Here is an 18742-nt window from a genome sequence, read left to right on the forward strand (position 1 = left end):
CAAATGGTGTTAACGATAATCTAATGTCAGTGTGTTAACTGGCAAGCCTAGTTGACGCAAGCTATCACGAAGACGTGCTGCATCGCCAACCACCACGATTTGATAATCATTGGGATCGAACCAGCGTGATGCTTGTGCATTAAGTTGCGGTAACGTCAGCGACTGGAGTAACGCTTTTTGCGCCTCACGGTAGTTGTCGTCCAATTCAAACTCTTCCAGGTGGGCAATCAACCCCGCTTTTTCCCATGGCGTTTCATAACGTAACGCATCCTGCTGGCCACTCGATTGGCGTAAATAGGTGAGTTCTTGTGCCGTAAAACCATTTTCTTTTACATGGGCCATTTCTTGCCAAAGTTCTTTTATGGCGTCGACACTCGCGTCTGCACGCACATCGGTACTGACTTCTATCGTTCCTGTTTGACGACCACCGTAGACACCACTATGTGCACCATAGGTATAGCCTTTATCCTGACGCAGATTCTGGTTTAGTCGGGCATTGAAGTTGCCGCCGAGGTTAAAGTTGGCTAAGCGGGTTTGATACATTGCTCCTGTCGCATCATATGGCATGCCATGACGCACCATACGAATACTGGTCTGTGGGGCTTGTGGTTTATCGACCAACCAAATTTGTGCGTGATCATAATCGCGCGGCACTGCTCGCGCTGGCTGCGCATAGCCCTCAGGCGCACGTTGCCAAGGTTTAATGCGGTTAGCGAGATTAATCGCATGTTCACGGGAAAGGTCCCCGACCACCACCAGCTGGCTTCCTTTTAATACGTAGTGACGACGATAAAAGCGCTTGACGTCTTCAACCGTCATCCCAGCGATATCGTCGGCCACACCGCCTTGAGGGGCGCGGAAAGTCGCATCCTGATACAACAACTGGTTAATGGCTTGATCGGATAACCAACCGGCATCGTCCGCACGTGACGCCATACTCTCCAGAAGCTGGTTTTTTACCCGCGCAAAGTCCTGCTCAGCAAACGTCGGCGCACTTAACACGTTATTCACCAGTTTAAGGGTTTCACCAAGATGCTTTTTCAGTGACGTCACGGTCAATGTCGTATGATAGCTATCTGGGTTAACACTTACTTGACTCCCAAGTTTGTCCAACGCTTGGGTCAACTCAGCGGCAGACATCCCTGCCGCACCTTCCGTGATCATTTGGGCCGTAAGGTTAGCGACACCTCGCTTGTCATTCGGCTCCATCAATACCCCAGCCGGTAAGCTGAGTTGCAAGGTGACCGTCGGCGTTTCGCGACTCACCGTCCCAGCAAGATGAATACCGTTATCCAGATCCGCTCGATAGATGATCGGGACGTTCACAGTCACACTGCCATTTGGCGGTGGGATTTGGTAACGATCGAAATCTACAGGGGTTTGGCGTAACGCCAGAGTATCAGCTTCATGTTGGTCAGTAACCTGACGATAATCGGGACGCTGATAGATGAAATTTGCAGGCTCCGCCACTAGGTCTGTACGCCCCTCGGGGACCACACTAAGGGTGACCGCCGGTTGGTTTTTCACCCACTGCTGATAGCTGGCCATCACATTGTGTGGGTTAACCGCGTCCAAACGCGATAAGCGCGGCTCCAGGCGGCTAGCGTCGCCGAACAAGGTATAATCGCTCGCCAGTTGTGAGACCTTGCCATCAACGCTTTGCAGGGCAAAGATATTGTCCGCTTCCACCATCGCTTTGATTGGCGTGATATCGTCTGGGCTGACACCCTGTGACTCAAATTGCGTCATACTCTGTCGCAATAGCGTACGTACCTCAGCTAACGACTGCTCTTGGCTACCTACACCATATATTTCAAATGTACATGCAAGTTCACCACATTGGTGGGAGGCACCCGCACTAAGAAGTTGTCCAGTTTGCACCAAAGACTGATATAACACGCTATCTCGTCCTTGCCCGAGAATGTTAGCAAGGACGCTTAAGCGGGTACTGGTATCCGTTTCGGGCGTGCCTGTAGGAAAACGCATCACCAACACAGGCTGTGACACTTTATCTTCTAACGTGACAAATCGATTGGCATCCAGCGTGACGGGTTGAGGCTCAGCGGCGGGGATTGATGGCCCGGAGGGAATATCACCAAAGTATTTGTTCACCCACGCCAAGGTTTGTTGCACATCAATATCGCCTCCGACGGTCAAAGTCGCATTATTGGGGCCATACCAGCGTAAAAAAAACTGTTTAAGATCGCTCACATCAACTCGATCAAGATCTTCAACATAGCCAATCACTGGCCATGAATAAGGATGACCATCGGGATAAAGCGCTTGGTTAAGGGTTTCATTAACTCGGCCATAGGGGACATTATCAATACGAAAAGCGCGTTCGTTTTTCACCGTGTCACGCTGCACTTCGAACTTGCGTTGAGATACCGCGTCTAACAAAAAACCCATACGATCAGATTCTAGCCAGAGCACTCGCTCTAGCTCATTTGCCGGCACAGTTTGATAATATTGGGTGGTGTCACGGTTGGTCGAGCCATTGTTATAGCCCCCGACTTCTTTGATTCGCTTGCCGTGATCATCAACATGCTCCGAGCCTTCAAACATCATGTGTTCGAAGAAATGGGCAAACCCAGACTTACCGGGCTCTTCACGCGCCGATCCCACATGATAGCGCATATCAACATTGACCAAGGGATCCGAGTGATCTTGGTGAAGCAAGACCGTGAGTCCATTATCGAGCTCAAATTGCTGATAAGGCACTTGGGCGCTTCCCGCTGGCGGCGAGACCGTTTTTATCCAAGTGACACCGTCAGGCGTCGCAGTGGGGGATGAGCCAATAAACTGACACCCAGTGAGTGCCGAGACCACGAAAAAAGCGACGAGCAATAAACGTTGCATATGATAATTCCTACCCTGCTACCCAACGGTATGACCCGACAATGATCAGGTAGCGCGATGCTTTGGCGATAAAAATAACTAACCAGCACCATGATTGACGCAAACGAAGCCAACCTGCAACCACGCATAATGGATCACCAATCACGGGTACCCAACTTAAAAGCAAGGCCGCATAACCATAGCGTTGAAGGCCGGCGAGTGCACGACGGTGCCAGCGCTGGTGGGGGTGATAATTCGGTATCCAACGCCCTATTGCATAATTGGTCATCCCACCGAGAGTGTTTCCTACAGTGGCGATCGCAATGATCAGTCCGTCAGTAAATTGGTGCTGAGTTAACAGATAAACGAGATTGGCTTCAGAGCCACCGGGTAACAAGGTTGCGCTCAAAAAGCTGGTAGCAAACAACATCACCAGCGCAGTCCAATCGCTCATTCGACCTCATGTATGATTATTGGTTCAGAGCGATGATGGATCCACACCATGAATCGCCACTGTGCATTTCCGCTCACGGCTTGCTATCTCGCCTACGATGACGGCATTTCCAAGACTCGCTTACCACGTGTATGACCAGATTCCAGCGCTTTATGTGCTTGCGTCCCTTGCTCTAGCGGATAAACAGCGGCGATGTCGACCTTGAGTTCTCCCTGATCGAGCATATCGAGCAAACGCTGAGTCTGCCATGTGTTTGGCTCAACTAACATACTTATGGCTTTCAATCCTCGCTCGGCAGCAGCCGAGGTAATGGTATCTTGGGTATTAGTTGGTACCGTTACAACGCGTCCGCCTGTTTTGAGACAGGCAAGAGCTTCAATACCGGTATCACCACCGACTAAATCAATCAGTACATCAAACTCACCGTTGGACGTTGCCCAATGGATCTGGTGGTAATCTATCGGTGTGGCATCCAATTGATGCAAAAACGCATGATTGTCCGGTGATGCTGTCGCATAAACCTGAGCGCCCGTTCGCACTGCCAATTGCACCGCCAGATGGCCCACTCCCCCAGCGCCCGCCAAGATCAGGATTCTCTCATCACGGGCGAGCTTGGCGTGCTCAAGGGCTTGCCAGGCAGTAAGGCCAGCAAGTGGCACGGCAGCGGCATCCACCATGGGGACACTGGGTGGAACCGTTGATAGCCGTCCTGCATCAGCGACGACATATTGGCTATAGCCTCCGCCATCGGTAGGAAAACCGATCATACCCGCCACCCGATCACCGACATCGAATTTGCTTTCATTCGTTCCGTTAGCGACCACGATGCCAGACACATCGTAACCTGGTATCCAAGGTAGCTTGTCTTTGTTATGCGCGGCGGCCCAACCCAGCCCCGCTCGAGTTTTGGCATCGATCGGGTTCACCCCTGCGGCTTTTACCTGGATCAACACCTGCTCTTCTGAAGGTGATGGAATAGAACGATTGACGGGATTAAGAACCTCTGGTCCACCAAATTCGGTGATCGCCAGAGACAGATTATTCGACATATTGACTCCTTTCGCATGCCGTTGTGCTGATTGGTAATACACATGCTTCTTCGACGACGCGTTAGCGTGATTACCAAGCACAGGGTCATAGCAAAGCATAAACCTCTAGTCTTAACAAAAAAAGCGGCAGACTCAATGCCTACCGCTGTTTTCTTTTCACTGCCGAAGCCGAAGAGGCATTACCCGACCAAGGCCAACAGTATACCCGCTGCCACCGCAGAGCCCAGAACGCCAGCTACATTGGGGCCCATCGCATGCATCAACAGGAAATTATGTGGATTGGCATCGAGCCCAACCTTGTTGACGACCCGTGCTGCCATCGGCACCGCGGAAACCCCTGCCGCACCGATTAAGGGGTTGATAGGATCGCGACTAAACCGGTTGAGGATCTTCGCCATTAAAACGCCGGTTCCGGTGCCAATACTGAACGCGACAGCCCCCAGAACCAGGATCCCTAACGTCTCGAACTGGAGAAATTTGTCCGCCTCGAGTTTTGAGCCAACCGCAAGTCCCAAAAAGATGGTCACAATATTGATCAATTCATTTTGTGCCGTACTCGACAAGCGATCGACGACGCCACTCTCGCGCATCAAATTGCCTAAACAAAACATACCCACGAGAGGTGTGGCTGATGGCAAAAATAAGATAGTCATCATCAATACCGCCAGCGGAAACAGCACTTTCTCGGTTTTCGAGACGTGGCGAAGCTGCTTCATTTCAATTTGGCGTTCTTGTGGTGACGTAAATAGTTTCATGATCGGCGGTTGAATAATCGGCACCAACGCCATATAGCTGTAGGCCGCGACAGCGATCGCACCAAGCAGATCCGGCGATAGTCGGCTAGCCAAGAATATCGCTGTCGGCCCATCTGCCCCCCCAATAATCGCAATCGATGCGGCATCTTGGAGACTAAATTCCATGCCAGGGATCAGGTTAAGCAAAATCGCCCCGAACAGGGTCGCAAAAATACCAAACTGTGCAGCCGCCCCGAGGAGCAAAGTCCGCGGGTTAGCAATCAAGGCCCCGAAATCGGTCATTGCACCGACGCCCATGAAGATCAATAGCGGGAAAACCCCAGTATCAATCCCCACATGGTAGATGTAGTACAACAAACCACCAGGTTCGTTAAAGCCGGCATTGGGAATATTCGCCAGTATTGCGCCAAAGCCGATGGGCAAAAGCAGTAACGGTTCGAAGCCACGCCGAATCGCAAGAAAAAGCAACAAACAGCCAACGGCAATCATTACAAGCTGTGGCCACTGGAAATTCGCCAGCCCCGTCTCTGACCACAGGATCATTAATCCTTCCATGCTGTCCTCTTATCCTAAATGTAAAAGCGGCATTCCAACAGTCACTGCATCGCCTTCTTTCACTTGCACATCTTGGACCGTGCCAGCACGCGCCGCCCTCACTTCCGTTTCCATTTTCATTGCTTCTAAGATGATCAGGACATCACCTTCTTGGACATGCTCTCCGGCGGTCACCATGACTTTAAAAATATTCCCAGCTAAAGGCGCCGTCACAGGATCAGCATTCACAGACGTAGGTGGTGATACGGGAGTATTTGTCGCCGTAGCGGCGTCGGTTGGTTGAATATCACCGAGTGTGCCATCCGGCCCCACATCGACTTTATAAACTTGGCCGTTCACACGCACACTGTATGTCTCCACCTCGGTATCTTCGCTTGGATGAGTATCCGTGCGAGCCACAGGAGGGCGTTCACCGGTCGGAACGGGTTCAAACGCATCAGGGTTGCCACGATTTTGTAGAAACTTCCACCCCACCTGAGGAAAAAGCGCATACGTAAGGACGTCATCAATCGTATCGTCAGCGAGGCTCACCCCTTCCGTCTCCGCCTTATCGGATAATGCCTGAGTCAACCTCTCCATTTCCGGCTCAAGCTTATCTGCTGGTCGACAGGTAATTGCTTGCTCACCGTCTAGCACGCGCGCTTGTAACTTAGCATTCACTGGCGCGGGTGCTTTGCCGTATTCACCTTTTAATAATGCTGCCGTTTCTTTGGTAATACTCTTGTATCTCTCACCAGTAAGCACATTGATGACGGATTGCGAGCCAACGATTTGCGACGTCGGAGTTACCAGTGGGATATAGCCTAGATCTTCGCGAACACGCGGGATCTCTTCCAAGACCTCGTCCATTTTATCGGCGGCCCCCTGCTCTTTGAGCTGGCCTTCCATATTGGTCAGCATGCCACCAGGCACCTGCGCAATGAGAATGCGTGAATCGACGCCCTTTAACTGCCCTTCAAACTGTGCGTATTTTTTACGCACTGTACGGAAGTAAGCAGCGATAGACTCCAGCTTGTTCAGATCAAGGTGGGTCTCACGCGCCGTTCCTTCAAGCATGGCCACTACCGTTTCAGTCGGCGTGTGTCCATAGGTTTGGCTCATTGAGGAAATCGCAGTATCTAGGACATCCAAGCCAGCTTCTACAGCTTTTACCGCCGTCGCTGTTGATAGCCCAGTGGTGGCATGGCAATGCAGTGAAAGTGGAATGTCACAGGCGGATTTAATCCGACTGACAAGTTCATAGGCTTCATAAGGCTTTAACAAGCCAGACATGTCTTTAATACATAGAGAATGACAGCCAAGATCTTCTAACTGCTTCGCTAAATCTGTCCACGTATCCATCGTATGAACAGGGCTGGTTGTGTACGAAATAGTGCCTTGGGCATGCGCTCCCACGTCGACGGCAGCACCAACAGCCGCTTGAAAGTTACGTACGTCGTTCATGGCATCAAAGATGCGGAATACGTCCATGCCATTAGCATGTGCGCGTTCAACAAACTTGTGTACGACATCGTCAGCATAGTGGCGATAGCCTAATAGATTTTGTCCGCGTAATAGCATTTGCATCGGGGTATTGGGCATGGCTTTTTTCAATTCACGCAACCGCACCCAGGGATCTTCACCTAAATAACGAATACAAGCATCAAAGGTCGCCCCTCCCCAGGTTTCCAATGACCAAAACCCGATTTGATCGAGTTCGGCGGCAATCGGCAACATATCGTCCAAACGCAGACGCGTGGCAAACAACGACTGATGGGCATCACGTAATACCACATCGGTAATAGCTAACGGCGTAGACATAACAAACTCCTTTTTATATGTGCCTTACCACTCAACGATGGCGTTGGCGGTACTGCTGAACAGCGACAGTGATCGCGGCAACGACATCGGGTGAAAGCGTGTCCGATGCAGATTGTGCTTTAGGTTGAGGGATCGCTTTAGTAGCGGTTGGCGGGGTCGGATCACCAAAACGTTCCAGTTGGCGAACCAAGAAAATTAAAATAGAGAGAAAGACAAACACGACAGCCATGCCAGTCAGCATCAACATCAGTGCCTGTTCTAAAAGTGGGCCTAAATCCATGGTTATCTTCCTTGTTACACTCACTCTTGCTTACAACGAAGCGGTGATTACCACTGTTATTATCTGTTTATCTTGGTGGCAAATTCATCATCGGCGTTCAAAATACTAACAATTCGCATAAATGACAATCTGGCGTTACGTTTTTGTTACCTTACAACGCCCGTTTTTAGGCGATTATTCTCGTTTATTTGTTGTAATAACCGTGTGCGTGTTTATGCAAAAACAGCGTCGCCCTGTACGGTGGTGACAGCGTTGACACCTATGCGTGTGATGGACAGTTCACGATTGGCGAGATGCACACTATGCCATCTTTGGAAAAAGCATTTTTCCGTCATCAACATTTGCCGAGATAAGAAGATACGAGGGGACTGATAGCCGGTAAAGCGAGAATAATGCGATTATATGATCAATGTAACGCGTCAAATCACTCGAAGCGTAAAAATATCACGAAGACTAACGTCCACCAGACATCATCTAGACGTTATAAAAAGAAAGGGAAACTAAAAACAATGATTGAGGAGAGGATGCAAAAATGGCGCGTCCGGGAGGATTCGAACCTCCGACCGCCTGGTTCGTAGCCAGGTACTCTATCCAGCTGAGCTACGGACGCGCTGACAGATTTGCATTGATTGAAGATGGCGCGCTCGGGAGGATTCGAACCTCCGACCGCCTGGTTCGTAGCCAGGTACTCTATCCAGCTGAGCTACGAGCGCGTGTCGTCAATCTATGTTCGTCCTGAACAATGTTGCGGGTCTTCCGTGAAATGATGGCGCGTCCGGGAGGATTCGAACCTCCGACCGCCTGGTTCGTAGCCAGGTACTCTATCCAGCTGAGCTACGGACGCACATCTTGTACAAGGCAGGCTTGTAATCAATGGCGGTGAGGGAGGGATTCGAACCCTCGATACGGCTACAAACCGTATACTCCCTTAGCAGGGGAGCGCCTTCAGCCACTCGGCCACCTCACCGCAAGTAGTGGCGCGTCCGGGAGGATTCGAACCTCCGACCGCCTGGTTCGTAGCCAGGTACTCTATCCAGCTGAGCTACGGACGCGCATCTATCTTGCTTGCAACAACATGGCGGTGAGGGAGGGATTCGAACCCTCGATACGGCTACAAACCGTATACTCCCTTAGCAGGGGAGCGCCTTCAGCCACTCGGCCACCTCACCGTCGCTGCGGGAGCACATATTACTTTGAGCCACACATATGTCAAACACTTTTCTGGCAAAAACTGTCTCGCCACCAACAAATGGACAATTATCATCCATAGTGTGTTTTTATTGTTGGTTTTATCGCCGTTTCATTTTGATTTTATAGGAAAACCGTCCATAAAAAAGGCCGACCTTAGTCGACCTCTTTTGCCTTCTTAGTAGTCGCTTTGACTACTCGCTGGCGTACCTTTTTCGGCCTGAATACGCATGTAGATCTCTTCACGATGAACAGAAACATCTTTCGGTGCATTCACACCAATACGTACTTGGTTACCTTTTACACCCAACACGGTGACGGTGACTTCATCACCAATCATCAAGGTTTCGCCAACACGGCGAGTCAAAATCAGCATGCTTCTACTCCTTGAGTATCAATCTTTTACTTATTCAATTAGTGTCTGAGCCAGATAACCCGCCAGCGTATCGGCCCGTTACCTGTAATCGTTGGATTATTTCCCTGCTCGTGATGCCAATGCGGACGTTATTATCGTACGCACTTCACACTATGGCCGAATTATCACACCATATCCAGAAAAGGGCAGAGAAATTTACTGTTTTATCATCATGCCGTTAGCCGTTAGGCCGATTGACCTGAGATAACAGTATAAGAGAAATCTGTGTTGCACTGGCCAGCAAAGCGACAAAATCTAAGCGATATCACCTCTTAGAGCCGGCACATCGCCTAAGGCGTTGCACTATACAGAATCAGAAAAAAAGTGCAATTATTAATCTAGATCACAAAAAAAGGTCGCGACTCGCGACCCTCTTGACATTTTCGATATGACTATCAGGCAATCATAAACGCTCAGTTAACCAAGCATCCGCAGAGGCTAATGCACTGGGTAACGCACTGATATCGCTGCCCCCTGCTTGCGCCATGTCTGGGCGACCTCCGCCTTTGCCACCCACTTGTTGCGCGACAAGGTTTACCAGCTCACCGGCTTTGACTTTGCTGGTCAGATCCTTGGTGACACCCGCGATCAGACCCACTTTGCCATCAGACACGTTGCCGAGCAGCACTATGCCGCTATCCATTTGGTTTTTCAGGTCATCGACCATACTACGTAGCGCTTTGTTATCCGCACCATCAAGTTGGCTAATCAGCACTTTCACACCGTTTAGCTCACGGACTTGATTGATCAGCCCAGCACTTTCTTGTGCGGCCAGTTTCTGCTTAAGCTGCTGAATTTGCTTCTCTAGCGCTTTGGCTTTGCTCTGGGCATCGTCAAGCTTGGCTTCATAGTCCGCCTGTTGCTGATAAACGCTATCAATGGCCTCTTGCCCAGTAATGGCTTCAATGCGGCGCACACCGGCCGCGATACCCGCTTCCGATACGATTTTAAACATGCCAATATCACCCGTGCGGCTCGCATGCGTGCCGCCACACAGCTCGATAGAGAAGTCGCCCATGCTTAATACGCGCACCTGGTCATCATACTTCTCACCAAACAGTGCCATTGCGCCTTTTTGTTTAGCGGCCTCGACATCCATCACCTCAGTGTGCACGGGGCTGTTTTCTCGGATTTGCTGATTGACTATCCGCTCAACCGCTTTGAGTTCGTCAGCAGTGACGGGCTCAAGGTGTGAGAAGTCAAAACGCAACCCATCAGGGCGGACTAGCGAGCCTTTCTGCGCAATGTGCTTACCCAACACCTCACGCAGCGCGGCGTGCAGTAAGTGAGTCGCTGAGTGGTTCATCGCCACCGCATGACGACGCTTGGCATCGACTTGCGCGGTCGCTTTCGCACCCACATTCAGTTGCCCTTCCGACAAGCTACCGTAATGCGCAATGGCTTGCCCTGCTTTCTGGGTATCGGTTACCGTGAAACGTCCTTGGGCTGTGTCAATCACCCCTGTATCACCACACTGGCCACCGGCTTCGGCATAGAAAGGGGTATGATCTAAGATCACAACTGCTTTATCACCTGATACCAAGCTATCAACAGTGCCACCGTCGACAAAAATCTCGGTGATCTGACCGGTGCCTTCTGTCCCTGTGTAACCACAAAAATCAGAGCCATGCTCCACTTTTATTGCTTGGTTGTAGTCAGTCCCAAACTGTCCGGCTTCCCGCGCGCGCTGACGCTGGGCTTGCATCGCCGCTTCAAAGCCGGCTTCATCAATGCGATAACCGCGCTCACGAGCAACATCATTGGTTAAGTCTGCCGGGAAACCGTACGTGTCATAGAGTTTGAAGACGGTTTCGCCATCAAGCTCGTCACCCTTAACCTTGTCCAAGGCCTCTTCCAACATCAACATGCCACGCTCAAGGGTGCGGCCAAAGTTGTCTTCTTCAATCTTTAGCACCTTTTCCACCATGGTTTGCTGTGCTCGCAAGTCTTCACCTGCCGTGCCCATGATGGTGGCGAGAGGGCCAACCAGTTTATAGAAAAACGCGTCTTTGCTGCCCAGTTTGTTGCCATGGCGAACCGCACGGCGAATGATACGGCGCAACACATAGCCCCGCCCTTCGTTCGATGGCATCACGCCATCAACAATCAGATACGCGCATGAACGGATGTGGTCTGCTACCACACGCAAAGACTGGTTGGTCAGGTCTTCAACCCCGATAACCTCAGCCACTTGCTTAATTAATTGCTGGAAAACATCAATTTCATAGTTGGAATGGACGCCCTGCTTAATTGCTGCAATGCGCTCAATTCCCATGCCGGTATCAACCGACGGCTTAGGCAGATTTTCCATGGTGCCGTCAGCTTGACGGTTGAACTGCATAAAGACGATATTCCAGATCTCAATGAAGCGATCTCCGTCTTCTTCTGGCGTGCCTGGGGGGCCGCCCCAAATATGATCACCGTGGTCATAAAAGATCTCACTGCATGGCCCACATGGTCCAGTATCACCCATTTGCCAAAAGTTGTCTGACTCGTAAGGCTTACCACCTTCCTTATCGCCAATACGCACGATGCGATCCGCAGGCACACCGATTTTCTGGTGCCAAATATCAAACGCTTCGTCGTCGGTTTTGTAAACGGTCACCAATAACTTTTCTTTCGGCAAACCGATGGTCTCGGTTAAGAACGCCCACGCATAAGTAATGGCGTCTTTTTTAAAGTAATCACCAAAGCTGAAATTACCTAGCATTTCAAAAAAGGTGTGATGGCGAGCAGTAAAACCGACATTTTCGAGATCGTTATGTTTACCACCTGCGCGAACGCAACGCTGAGCGGAAGTCGCACGCGTGTAGTCCCGTTTCTCGACGCCTAAAAAGGTGTCCTTAAATTGGTTCATCCCTGCGTTGGTGAACAACAGTGTTGGGTCATCGGCAGGCACGAGCGACGAGCTAGGCACAATCTGGTGCCCTTTGCTTTCAAAGAACTTGAGAAACGCGGTACGGATCTCATCAGTGCTCATATACATTGGCTAATCCTGATAATCGAATATTGCGTTAGCAACCGGTCATGGTCGTGACGCGATGGAAGCATGGAATTATTTACGCCATTGTAAACAACCGATCGCGTGTGGAAAAGAGACAGAGTGGGATTGGTTTAGAAATGTGTGTCGATGTCGTCGTGATTTAGCGCATATTGGATTTGATCGAAGTTGAAACCACGCGACTGCAAAAAGCGCATGCGTTTCGCTTTCACCTTGTGCTCAACAGGAGGAAGACAGCCATCTTGATCCGCATATTTACGTAACGCTGTTTCTTTGGCGAGTAGGTACCAATCCACTTCAGCGTCCTGCTCTGCACGAGCTAATAGCTCAATATCAATGCCTTTACGCTTCGCATCTTGGCAGATACGCAGCCAACCATGGTGTTTGTTGACCCCTTGCCGCAGTAAGCTGGCGGCAAAGCGCGCATCATCCAACCAACCACGCTCTAAGCACTCACTTAACGTGGTGTCGATAGTGTCATCATCAAATCCACGTTGGGACAGCTTCTGTTGTAATTCGTGAACGGAATGGTCGCGGCGGGCAAGTAAGCCCACCGCTACCTCTTGGCACGATGCCGCCATTACAACTTATCGTCTTCAGTTTCTGCTTTAGCGTCAGCATCAACTGCTTCATTGTTTAGCGCGGTTTGTAACAACATCTCACGCAATGTGGTATCAATTTCTTGAGCGATATGCGGGTTTTCTTTCAGGTATTTACACGCATTCGCTTTGCCTTGACCAATTTTATCGCCCTTGTAGCTGTACCACGCCCCAGCTTTTTCTACCAGCTTGTGTTTCACCCCTAAATCCACCAACTCGCCTTGCAAGTTAATGCCTTGGCCATAAAGGATTTGGAATTCAGCTTGCTTAAACGGCGCGGCAACCTTGTTTTTCACCACTTTTACGCGGGTTTCGTTCCCCACCACTTCATCGCCATCTTTGATAGCACCAATACGACGAATATCTAGGCGAACGGACGCATAGAATTTCAATGCGTTACCGCCAGTAGTGGTTTCTGGGTTACCAAACATCACACCAATCTTCATACGGATTTGGTTAATAAACACCATCATGGTATTGCTGTTTTTGATGTTTGCAGTCAGCTTACGCATCGCTTGTGACAACATACGAGCTTGTAGACCCATGTGTGAGTCACCCATCTCGCCTTCAATCTCCGCCTTTGGTGTCAAGGCCGCGACTGAATCGATAACAATCATGTCTACGGCACCCGAGCGGGTCAGCGCATCAGCGATTTCGAGCGCTTGCTCACCGGTGTCTGGCTGAGAAACCAGTAGGTTATCGATGTCGACACCCAGCTTACGTGCGTAAATGGGATCCAATGCGTGCTCGGCATCAATAAACGCACACGTTTTACCCATTTTTTGCGCTTCAGCGATCGCTTCTAGCGTCAATGTCGTTTTACCTGATGACTCTGGGCCGTAGACCTCAATGATCCGACCAAAAGGCAGGCCACCTGCACCCAGCGCAATATCTAGAGACAAAGAGCCGGTCGATACAGTTTCGATGTCCATGGTACGGTCATCACCCAGGCGCATGATTGAGCCTTTACCAAATTGCTTTTCGATTTGCCCGAGTGCGGCTGCGAGCGCCTTTTCTTTGTTATCGTCCATTTCAGTCTCCAGGAAATAAAACGCTATCTATATGAGATGAAAGCTATCATTAATGGGGGTAAGTATACTGTCCATTTATACAGTGTCTAGCCCTGTTTAGAAAAAATCTATCTGATGCGACATGCCTCCAGTTACGGCGTTAGTCGATTAAGGGCATAGGCCAACGCATGTTCAATCGTTTGTTCTCTCACAGCACGTCGGCCACCATCAAAATGGCAGACCTCTGTATCGGTTTCACCATGATGCCATGCCCACGCAAACCACACGGTACCAACAGGCTTATCCGCGCTGCCACCGCTTGGACCTGCAACCCCACTCACGGCAATCGCCAAATCCGCCTCTGCGTCTGTCAGTGCACCTTCTGCCATCGCCATGACCACGGGCTCACTGACAGCACCATATTGCGCCAATAAACTCTCTGGTACATGCACCTGTTGGTGTTTGGCTTGATTACTGTAGGTCACCCATGCTTGATTAAACCACTGAGAACTGCCCGCCACATCGGTTAAATAGTAGGCAATACCACCGCCTGTACACGACTCAGCAGTGGTTACCGTTAATTCAGCATCAATCAGTGACGCTCCCAAACGCTTAGCCAGTGAGAATAGATGCTCCACAGCAATCTCCTCTATTCGTGGTTGATAAACCGATACCGCAACTTTACCCCTTGCCGTACTATCACGTATTCTAATCGCCCTTAACGTTCCATTTTGCAGGTCTAGTCGTGACAGTACAAGCGCTCGAAAAGCACACGCCCATGATGCAACAATATCTCAAACTAAAAGCTCAGCATCCTGAAGAGCTGCTGTTTTATCGTATGGGGGATTTTTACGAACTCTTTTACGACGATGCGAAACGTGCCTCTCAGCTTCTGGATATCTCGCTGACAAAACGCGGCAGTTCTGGTGGTGAGCCGATCCCAATGGCAGGTGTGCCGTTTCACGCGGTGGAAGGCTATTTAGCTAAGCTCGTACAGCTTGGTGAACCTGCCGCTATCTGTGAGCAGATTGGGGATCCCGCCACAAGCAAAGGCCCCGTTGAACGACAAGTGGTACGTATCGTCACCCCTGGAACCGTATCAGATGAAGCATTATTGAGTGAGCGGGTGGATAATTTGGTCGCAGCGCTAACCTGCGATAAAGCGCGTTTTGGCTTTGCCACACTGGATATCACTTCCGGTCGCTTTGTGCTCACCGAACCGGCCACGCTTGAGCAGATGCAGGCGGAGTTGCAACGCACTCAGCCTGCTGAGCTGCTTTATCCTGAGGATTTCCCTTACCCCGACTTACTGTCGGTCTGCAGAGGGGCTCGCCGCCGCCCCATTTGGGAGTTTGATCTCGATACCGCACGCAGTCAGCTTACCAGCCAATTTGGCACCCGTGATTTGGTAGGATTTGGCGTCGAGGATTGTCCGATCGGTCTTAGTGCGGCTGGCTGTGTCTTGCAATACGCTAAAGAAACCCAGCGTACCGCATTGCCTCATATTCGTGCCATCATCAAAGATCAACAAGATACGTCGGTGGTGTTAGATGCCGCGACCCGTCGCAACTTAGAAATCACGCAGAACCTGTCCGGTGGTAGTGACAATACCCTAGCCGAAGTACTGGACCGTACGACAACACCGATGGGCAGTCGCTTACTGAAACGGTGGCTCCACCAGCCACTTCGCGATCGTCGAGTGCTCAACCAGCGCTTAGATGCTATCGATGCCTTATTGGAAAGCGGTTTGTTTACTGATTTGAGTACCGCGCTTCATCCCGTGGGCGATATTGAGCGCGTCCTGGCTCGCCTAGCGATGCGATCAGCACGTCCACGTGATATGGCAAGACTGCGCACCGCGCTTGCACAATTACCCGACATTCAAACCCTATTAGCTGAACTCGATCACATTGCGTTTGCCGATCACCAAACCGCCACCACACCAATGCCTGAGCTGCTAGATTTGCTCACCCGTGCCGTGGTAGACAATCCGCCAGTCGTGATCCGCGATGGCGGCGTCATCGCGCCAGGTTATCATGCGGAACTGGATGAGTGGCGCGACCTCTCGGAAGGGGCTTCACGCTACCTGGAAGAGCTAGAGCTCCGAGAGCGCGAACAATACGGTATCGACACGCTGAAAGTCGGCTATAACCAGGTGCATGGCTTTTATATTCAAATCAGTCGCGCGCAAAGTGATCGGGTGCCTGCGCACTATATTCGCCGTCAAACACTCAAAAACGCAGAGCGCTACATTATCCCTGAGTTAAAAGAACACGAGGATAAAGTATTAAGCTCTCGGTCAAATGCTTTGGCACTCGAAAAACGCCTATGGGAAGAATTGTTTGATCAATTGCTCCCACACCTCGCGCAATTGCAGCAGGCATCAGAGTCATTGTCAGCACTAGATGTGCTGTGTAACCTCGCCGAACGCGCTGACACGCTTAACTACCACCGCCCCACCTTGGTCGAACAACCCGGGATCCATATCGAGGCTGGCCGCCACCCAGTCGTTGAGCAGGTGATGACTGACCCTTTTATTCCCAACCCAATAGCATTAGCCCCTGAACGACGGATGTTAATCATCACTGGGCCAAACATGGGTGGTAAATCCACCTATATGCGCCAAACCGCGTTGATTACGTTGTTAAGCCATATTGGCGCCTACGTCCCGGCAGAGTCTGCAACCATAGGCCCTGTGGATCGTATATTTACCCGTATTGGCGCGTCTGATGACCTCGCCTCTGGCCGCTCCACGTTTATGGTCGAAATGACGGAAACGGCCAATATTCTTCATAATGCTACCGCCCATAGTTTAGTATTGATGGACGAAATTGGCCGTGGCACCAGCACCTATGACGGTCTGTCGCTAGCCTGGGCCAGTGCTGAATGGTTAGCAGAAAAGATCCACGCAATGACGCTGTTTGCCACTCACTATTTCGAGCTCACCGAACTCCCTGGGCAAATGGAAGGTTTGGTCAATGTCCACCTAGATGCCATGGAGCATGGCGATGAGATTGCCTTTATGCACGCCGTTCAAGAAGGCGCGGCCAGCAAGTCTTATGGTCTAGCGGTTGCCAGTTTAGCCGGCGTACCGAAACCCGTTATTCGTCGCGCTAAACACAAATTGAACCAATTGGAACGCAGTGGCCAGCACACATTGAATACTGAGCCCAAACACGATGACAGAGCGCCAGCCCAATTGCCATTACTGTCTGAGCCAAGCGAGCTAGACAACGCGGTCGATGCATTGACGCCAGATGAAATGACCCCTCGCCAAGCCTTAGATGCGCTTTACGCCCTCAAAGCTTTGCAACAATCTCGCTAATCGACCAGGCCCGGCAACATCATGGCTACAAACAAAAAGGGACAGCAAACGCTGTCCCTTCTTTTTCATCGGTTAATTAATCCACGCCTACTCAGCGAAATTGATATGTTGCTTACTGTTCAACGTTAAAGAGCGATTCGATGCTTAATCCTTGATGAGTCAGCATATCACGCAAACGGCGCAAGCCTTCAACTTGAATTTTGTCCCGTCCTGAAATACGTTGACATAAAGAGGACTTCTTTATGACAACATCAAGTAATTCAAGCCGTAAGCGCACGCAACGTGATTACACCTTAGCCTTTAAATTAGGCGTTGTAGAGCGTGTTGAAAAAGGCGAAATGACGTACAAACAAGCTCAAGCCCGTTTTGGCATTCAGGGCCGCTCAACGGTACTCGTCTGGCTCAGAAAACATGGTAGACTCGATTGGTCGAAGCCATTTCAGCATCCCCTTATGCCACATTCAAAAGAAACCCCATCCGAAACTATCAAGCGCCTTGAGCGTGAGTTAGCCGAAGAGAAACTGCGTAACCAAATCCTCAATGGTATGGTCGATATCATGGACAATGAGTACGGAGCCGGCCTCAGAAAAAAGTACTTATCCGGTACATCTGGCAAGCCAAAGCCAAAAGTAAAATAAAGTTAGCGGCGGCATGTCGTGCCACAGGCATTTCTCGGCAAGGTGTCTATCAAGCCGTTGCTCGAATGGAAAGCCGAAGAGCTGAACTATCAATCATCAGAGACTGGGTCCAATACTGGCGTAAGTATATGCCGAGGTTAGGGGCGCGTAAGCTCTACGCGTTGGTAAAGCCCAAGCTAGTTGAACACGAAATTAAGCTAGGGCGAGACGGGTTTTTTAGCTATCTGAGAAGCGAAGGCTTACTGGTTAAACCCAAGAAAAGCTACACAAAAACTACGTGTAGTAAGCACTGGATGAAGAAGCATCCTAACCTGCTAAAAGAAGACGGACTGCATGATGCTGCGCATATACTGGTCAGCGACATCACTTATGTTGAATCAGACCAAGGTGTGCACTATCTGTCACTGGTGACCGATGCCAACTCACGCAAGATAGTGGGTCATCACGTTAGCGAAGATATGAAAGTCGACAATGTAGTGAAAGCGCTGAAAATGGCCGTCAAAGATAAGCGCTATATCGGCAATGCGGTACATCACTCAGACCGAGGTTCGCAATACTGCTCAGCCGTTTATCAGAGTGCGCTACAGGAGAGTCAAATCCAGCCGTCGATGACGGATGGTTATGATTGCTACCAAAACGCGTTAGCGGAAAGAGTCAATGGCATACTGAAGCATGAGTTTTTACTGTACCGGTGTAAGACACTGACAGAGCTTAAAATATTGGTAAAAGAATCGATAGCGATATACAACGAAATGAGACCGCACCTAAGTTTAAGTATGGCAACCCCCAATCAGGTGCATAATAAAAAAGGCCAGCTACTGGAGCTGGCCTAAAA

General features: G+C 50.4%; 13 protein-coding genes and 6 tRNA genes. 2 read left to right on the plus strand and 17 right to left on the minus strand.

The window, feature by feature from the left end; all coding sequences use genetic code 11:
• Positions 1–9 precede the first annotated feature (9 nt).
• From BUQ98_RS08405 to BUQ98_RS08485, 17 genes are all read right to left on the minus strand, one after another.
• Positions 10–2859 carry a M16 family metallopeptidase gene (locus tag BUQ98_RS08405; protein WP_074213346.1) on the minus strand — a complete coding sequence of 950 codons (2850 nt, stop codon included), beginning with the start codon at positions 2857–2859 and terminating at the stop codon, positions 10–12.
• 10 nt (positions 2860–2869) lie between these two features.
• On the minus strand, positions 2870–3292 hold the full coding sequence (locus BUQ98_RS08410) for a YqaA family protein (protein ID WP_074213347.1): 423 nt from the start codon (positions 3290–3292) through the stop codon (positions 2870–2872).
• 92 nt (positions 3293–3384) lie between these two features.
• Positions 3385–4341 (minus strand): NADP-dependent oxidoreductase, encoded by a 957-nt coding sequence (locus tag BUQ98_RS08415; protein WP_074213348.1) that lies wholly within the window; start codon positions 4339–4341, stop codon positions 3385–3387.
• 179 nt (positions 4342–4520) lie between these two features.
• On the minus strand, positions 4521–5651 hold the full coding sequence (locus tag BUQ98_RS08420) for a sodium ion-translocating decarboxylase subunit beta (protein ID WP_074213349.1): 1131 nt from the start codon (positions 5649–5651) through the stop codon (positions 4521–4523).
• A 9-nt stretch (positions 5652–5660) separates the two neighbouring features.
• Positions 5661–7451: a sodium-extruding oxaloacetate decarboxylase subunit alpha gene (gene oadA / locus BUQ98_RS08425; RefSeq protein ID WP_074213350.1), complete on the minus strand. Its 1791-nt coding sequence runs from the start codon at positions 7449–7451 to the stop codon at positions 5661–5663.
• Positions 7452–7482: 31 nt separating this feature from the next.
• Positions 7483–7731, minus strand: a complete 249-nt coding sequence (locus tag BUQ98_RS08430) for an oxaloacetate decarboxylase subunit gamma (RefSeq protein ID WP_074213351.1) — start codon at positions 7729–7731, stop codon at positions 7483–7485.
• Positions 7732–8264: 533 nt separating this feature from the next.
• A tRNA-Arg gene (locus BUQ98_RS08435) sits at positions 8265–8341 on the minus strand.
• Between the two features lie 26 nt (positions 8342–8367).
• Positions 8368–8444: transfer RNA gene (locus BUQ98_RS08440), tRNA-Arg, on the minus strand.
• Between the two features lie 54 nt (positions 8445–8498).
• Positions 8499–8575, minus strand: a tRNA-Arg gene (locus BUQ98_RS08445).
• Positions 8576–8605: 30 nt separating this feature from the next.
• Positions 8606–8698: transfer RNA gene (locus BUQ98_RS08450), tRNA-Ser, on the minus strand.
• 8 nt (positions 8699–8706) lie between these two features.
• A tRNA-Arg gene (locus tag BUQ98_RS08455) sits at positions 8707–8783 on the minus strand.
• Positions 8784–8807: 24 nt separating this feature from the next.
• Positions 8808–8900 (minus strand) — tRNA-Ser (locus BUQ98_RS08460).
• A gap of 197 nt (positions 8901–9097) precedes the next feature.
• The gene (gene csrA, locus BUQ98_RS08465; protein ID WP_074213352.1) at positions 9098–9295 is read right to left on the minus strand and encodes a carbon storage regulator CsrA; all 198 of its coding nucleotides are present in this window, start codon (positions 9293–9295) and stop codon (positions 9098–9100) included.
• A 442-nt stretch (positions 9296–9737) separates the two neighbouring features.
• Positions 9738–12320: an alanine--tRNA ligase gene (alaS, locus tag BUQ98_RS08470; protein WP_074213353.1), complete on the minus strand. Its 2583-nt coding sequence runs from the start codon at positions 12318–12320 to the stop codon at positions 9738–9740.
• Positions 12321–12448: 128 nt separating this feature from the next.
• Entirely contained in the window at positions 12449–12916 is a 468-nt protein-coding gene (locus BUQ98_RS08475) for a regulatory protein RecX (protein WP_254813895.1), read from the minus strand.
• Positions 12916–13965, minus strand: coding sequence for a recombinase RecA (gene recA / locus BUQ98_RS08480; RefSeq protein WP_074213354.1), 1050 nt, complete (start codon positions 13963–13965; stop codon positions 12916–12918). The genes BUQ98_RS08475 and recA overlap by 1 nt, the downstream gene beginning before the upstream one ends.
• A gap of 131 nt (positions 13966–14096) precedes the next feature.
• A complete protein-coding gene (locus BUQ98_RS08485) occupies positions 14097–14582 on the minus strand; it encodes a CinA family protein (RefSeq protein ID WP_074213355.1) in 486 nt (161 codons plus the stop codon).
• Positions 14583–14722: 140 nt separating this feature from the next.
• Between BUQ98_RS08485 and mutS the strand changes: the two genes are divergently transcribed.
• Both mutS and BUQ98_RS16795 read left to right on the plus strand, forming a co-directional pair.
• Positions 14723–17269, plus strand: coding sequence for a DNA mismatch repair protein MutS (gene mutS / locus BUQ98_RS08490; RefSeq protein ID WP_175566299.1), 2547 nt, complete (start codon positions 14723–14725; stop codon positions 17267–17269).
• A gap of 242 nt (positions 17270–17511) precedes the next feature.
• Positions 17512–18740, plus strand: a protein-coding gene (locus tag BUQ98_RS16795; protein ID WP_139294628.1) for an IS3 family transposase whose coding sequence is annotated in 2 segments (ribosomal slippage) — positions 17512–17863 and positions 17863–18740 — 1230 coding nt in all. Because the reading frame shifts where the segments join, the coding sequence is not laid out codon by codon here.
• The last annotated feature ends 2 nt before the right edge of the window (positions 18741–18742 follow it).

This window comes from Salinivibrio sp. ES.052, from assembly GCF_900141775.1.
GTDB lineage: Bacteria > Pseudomonadota > Gammaproteobacteria > Enterobacterales > Vibrionaceae > Salinivibrio.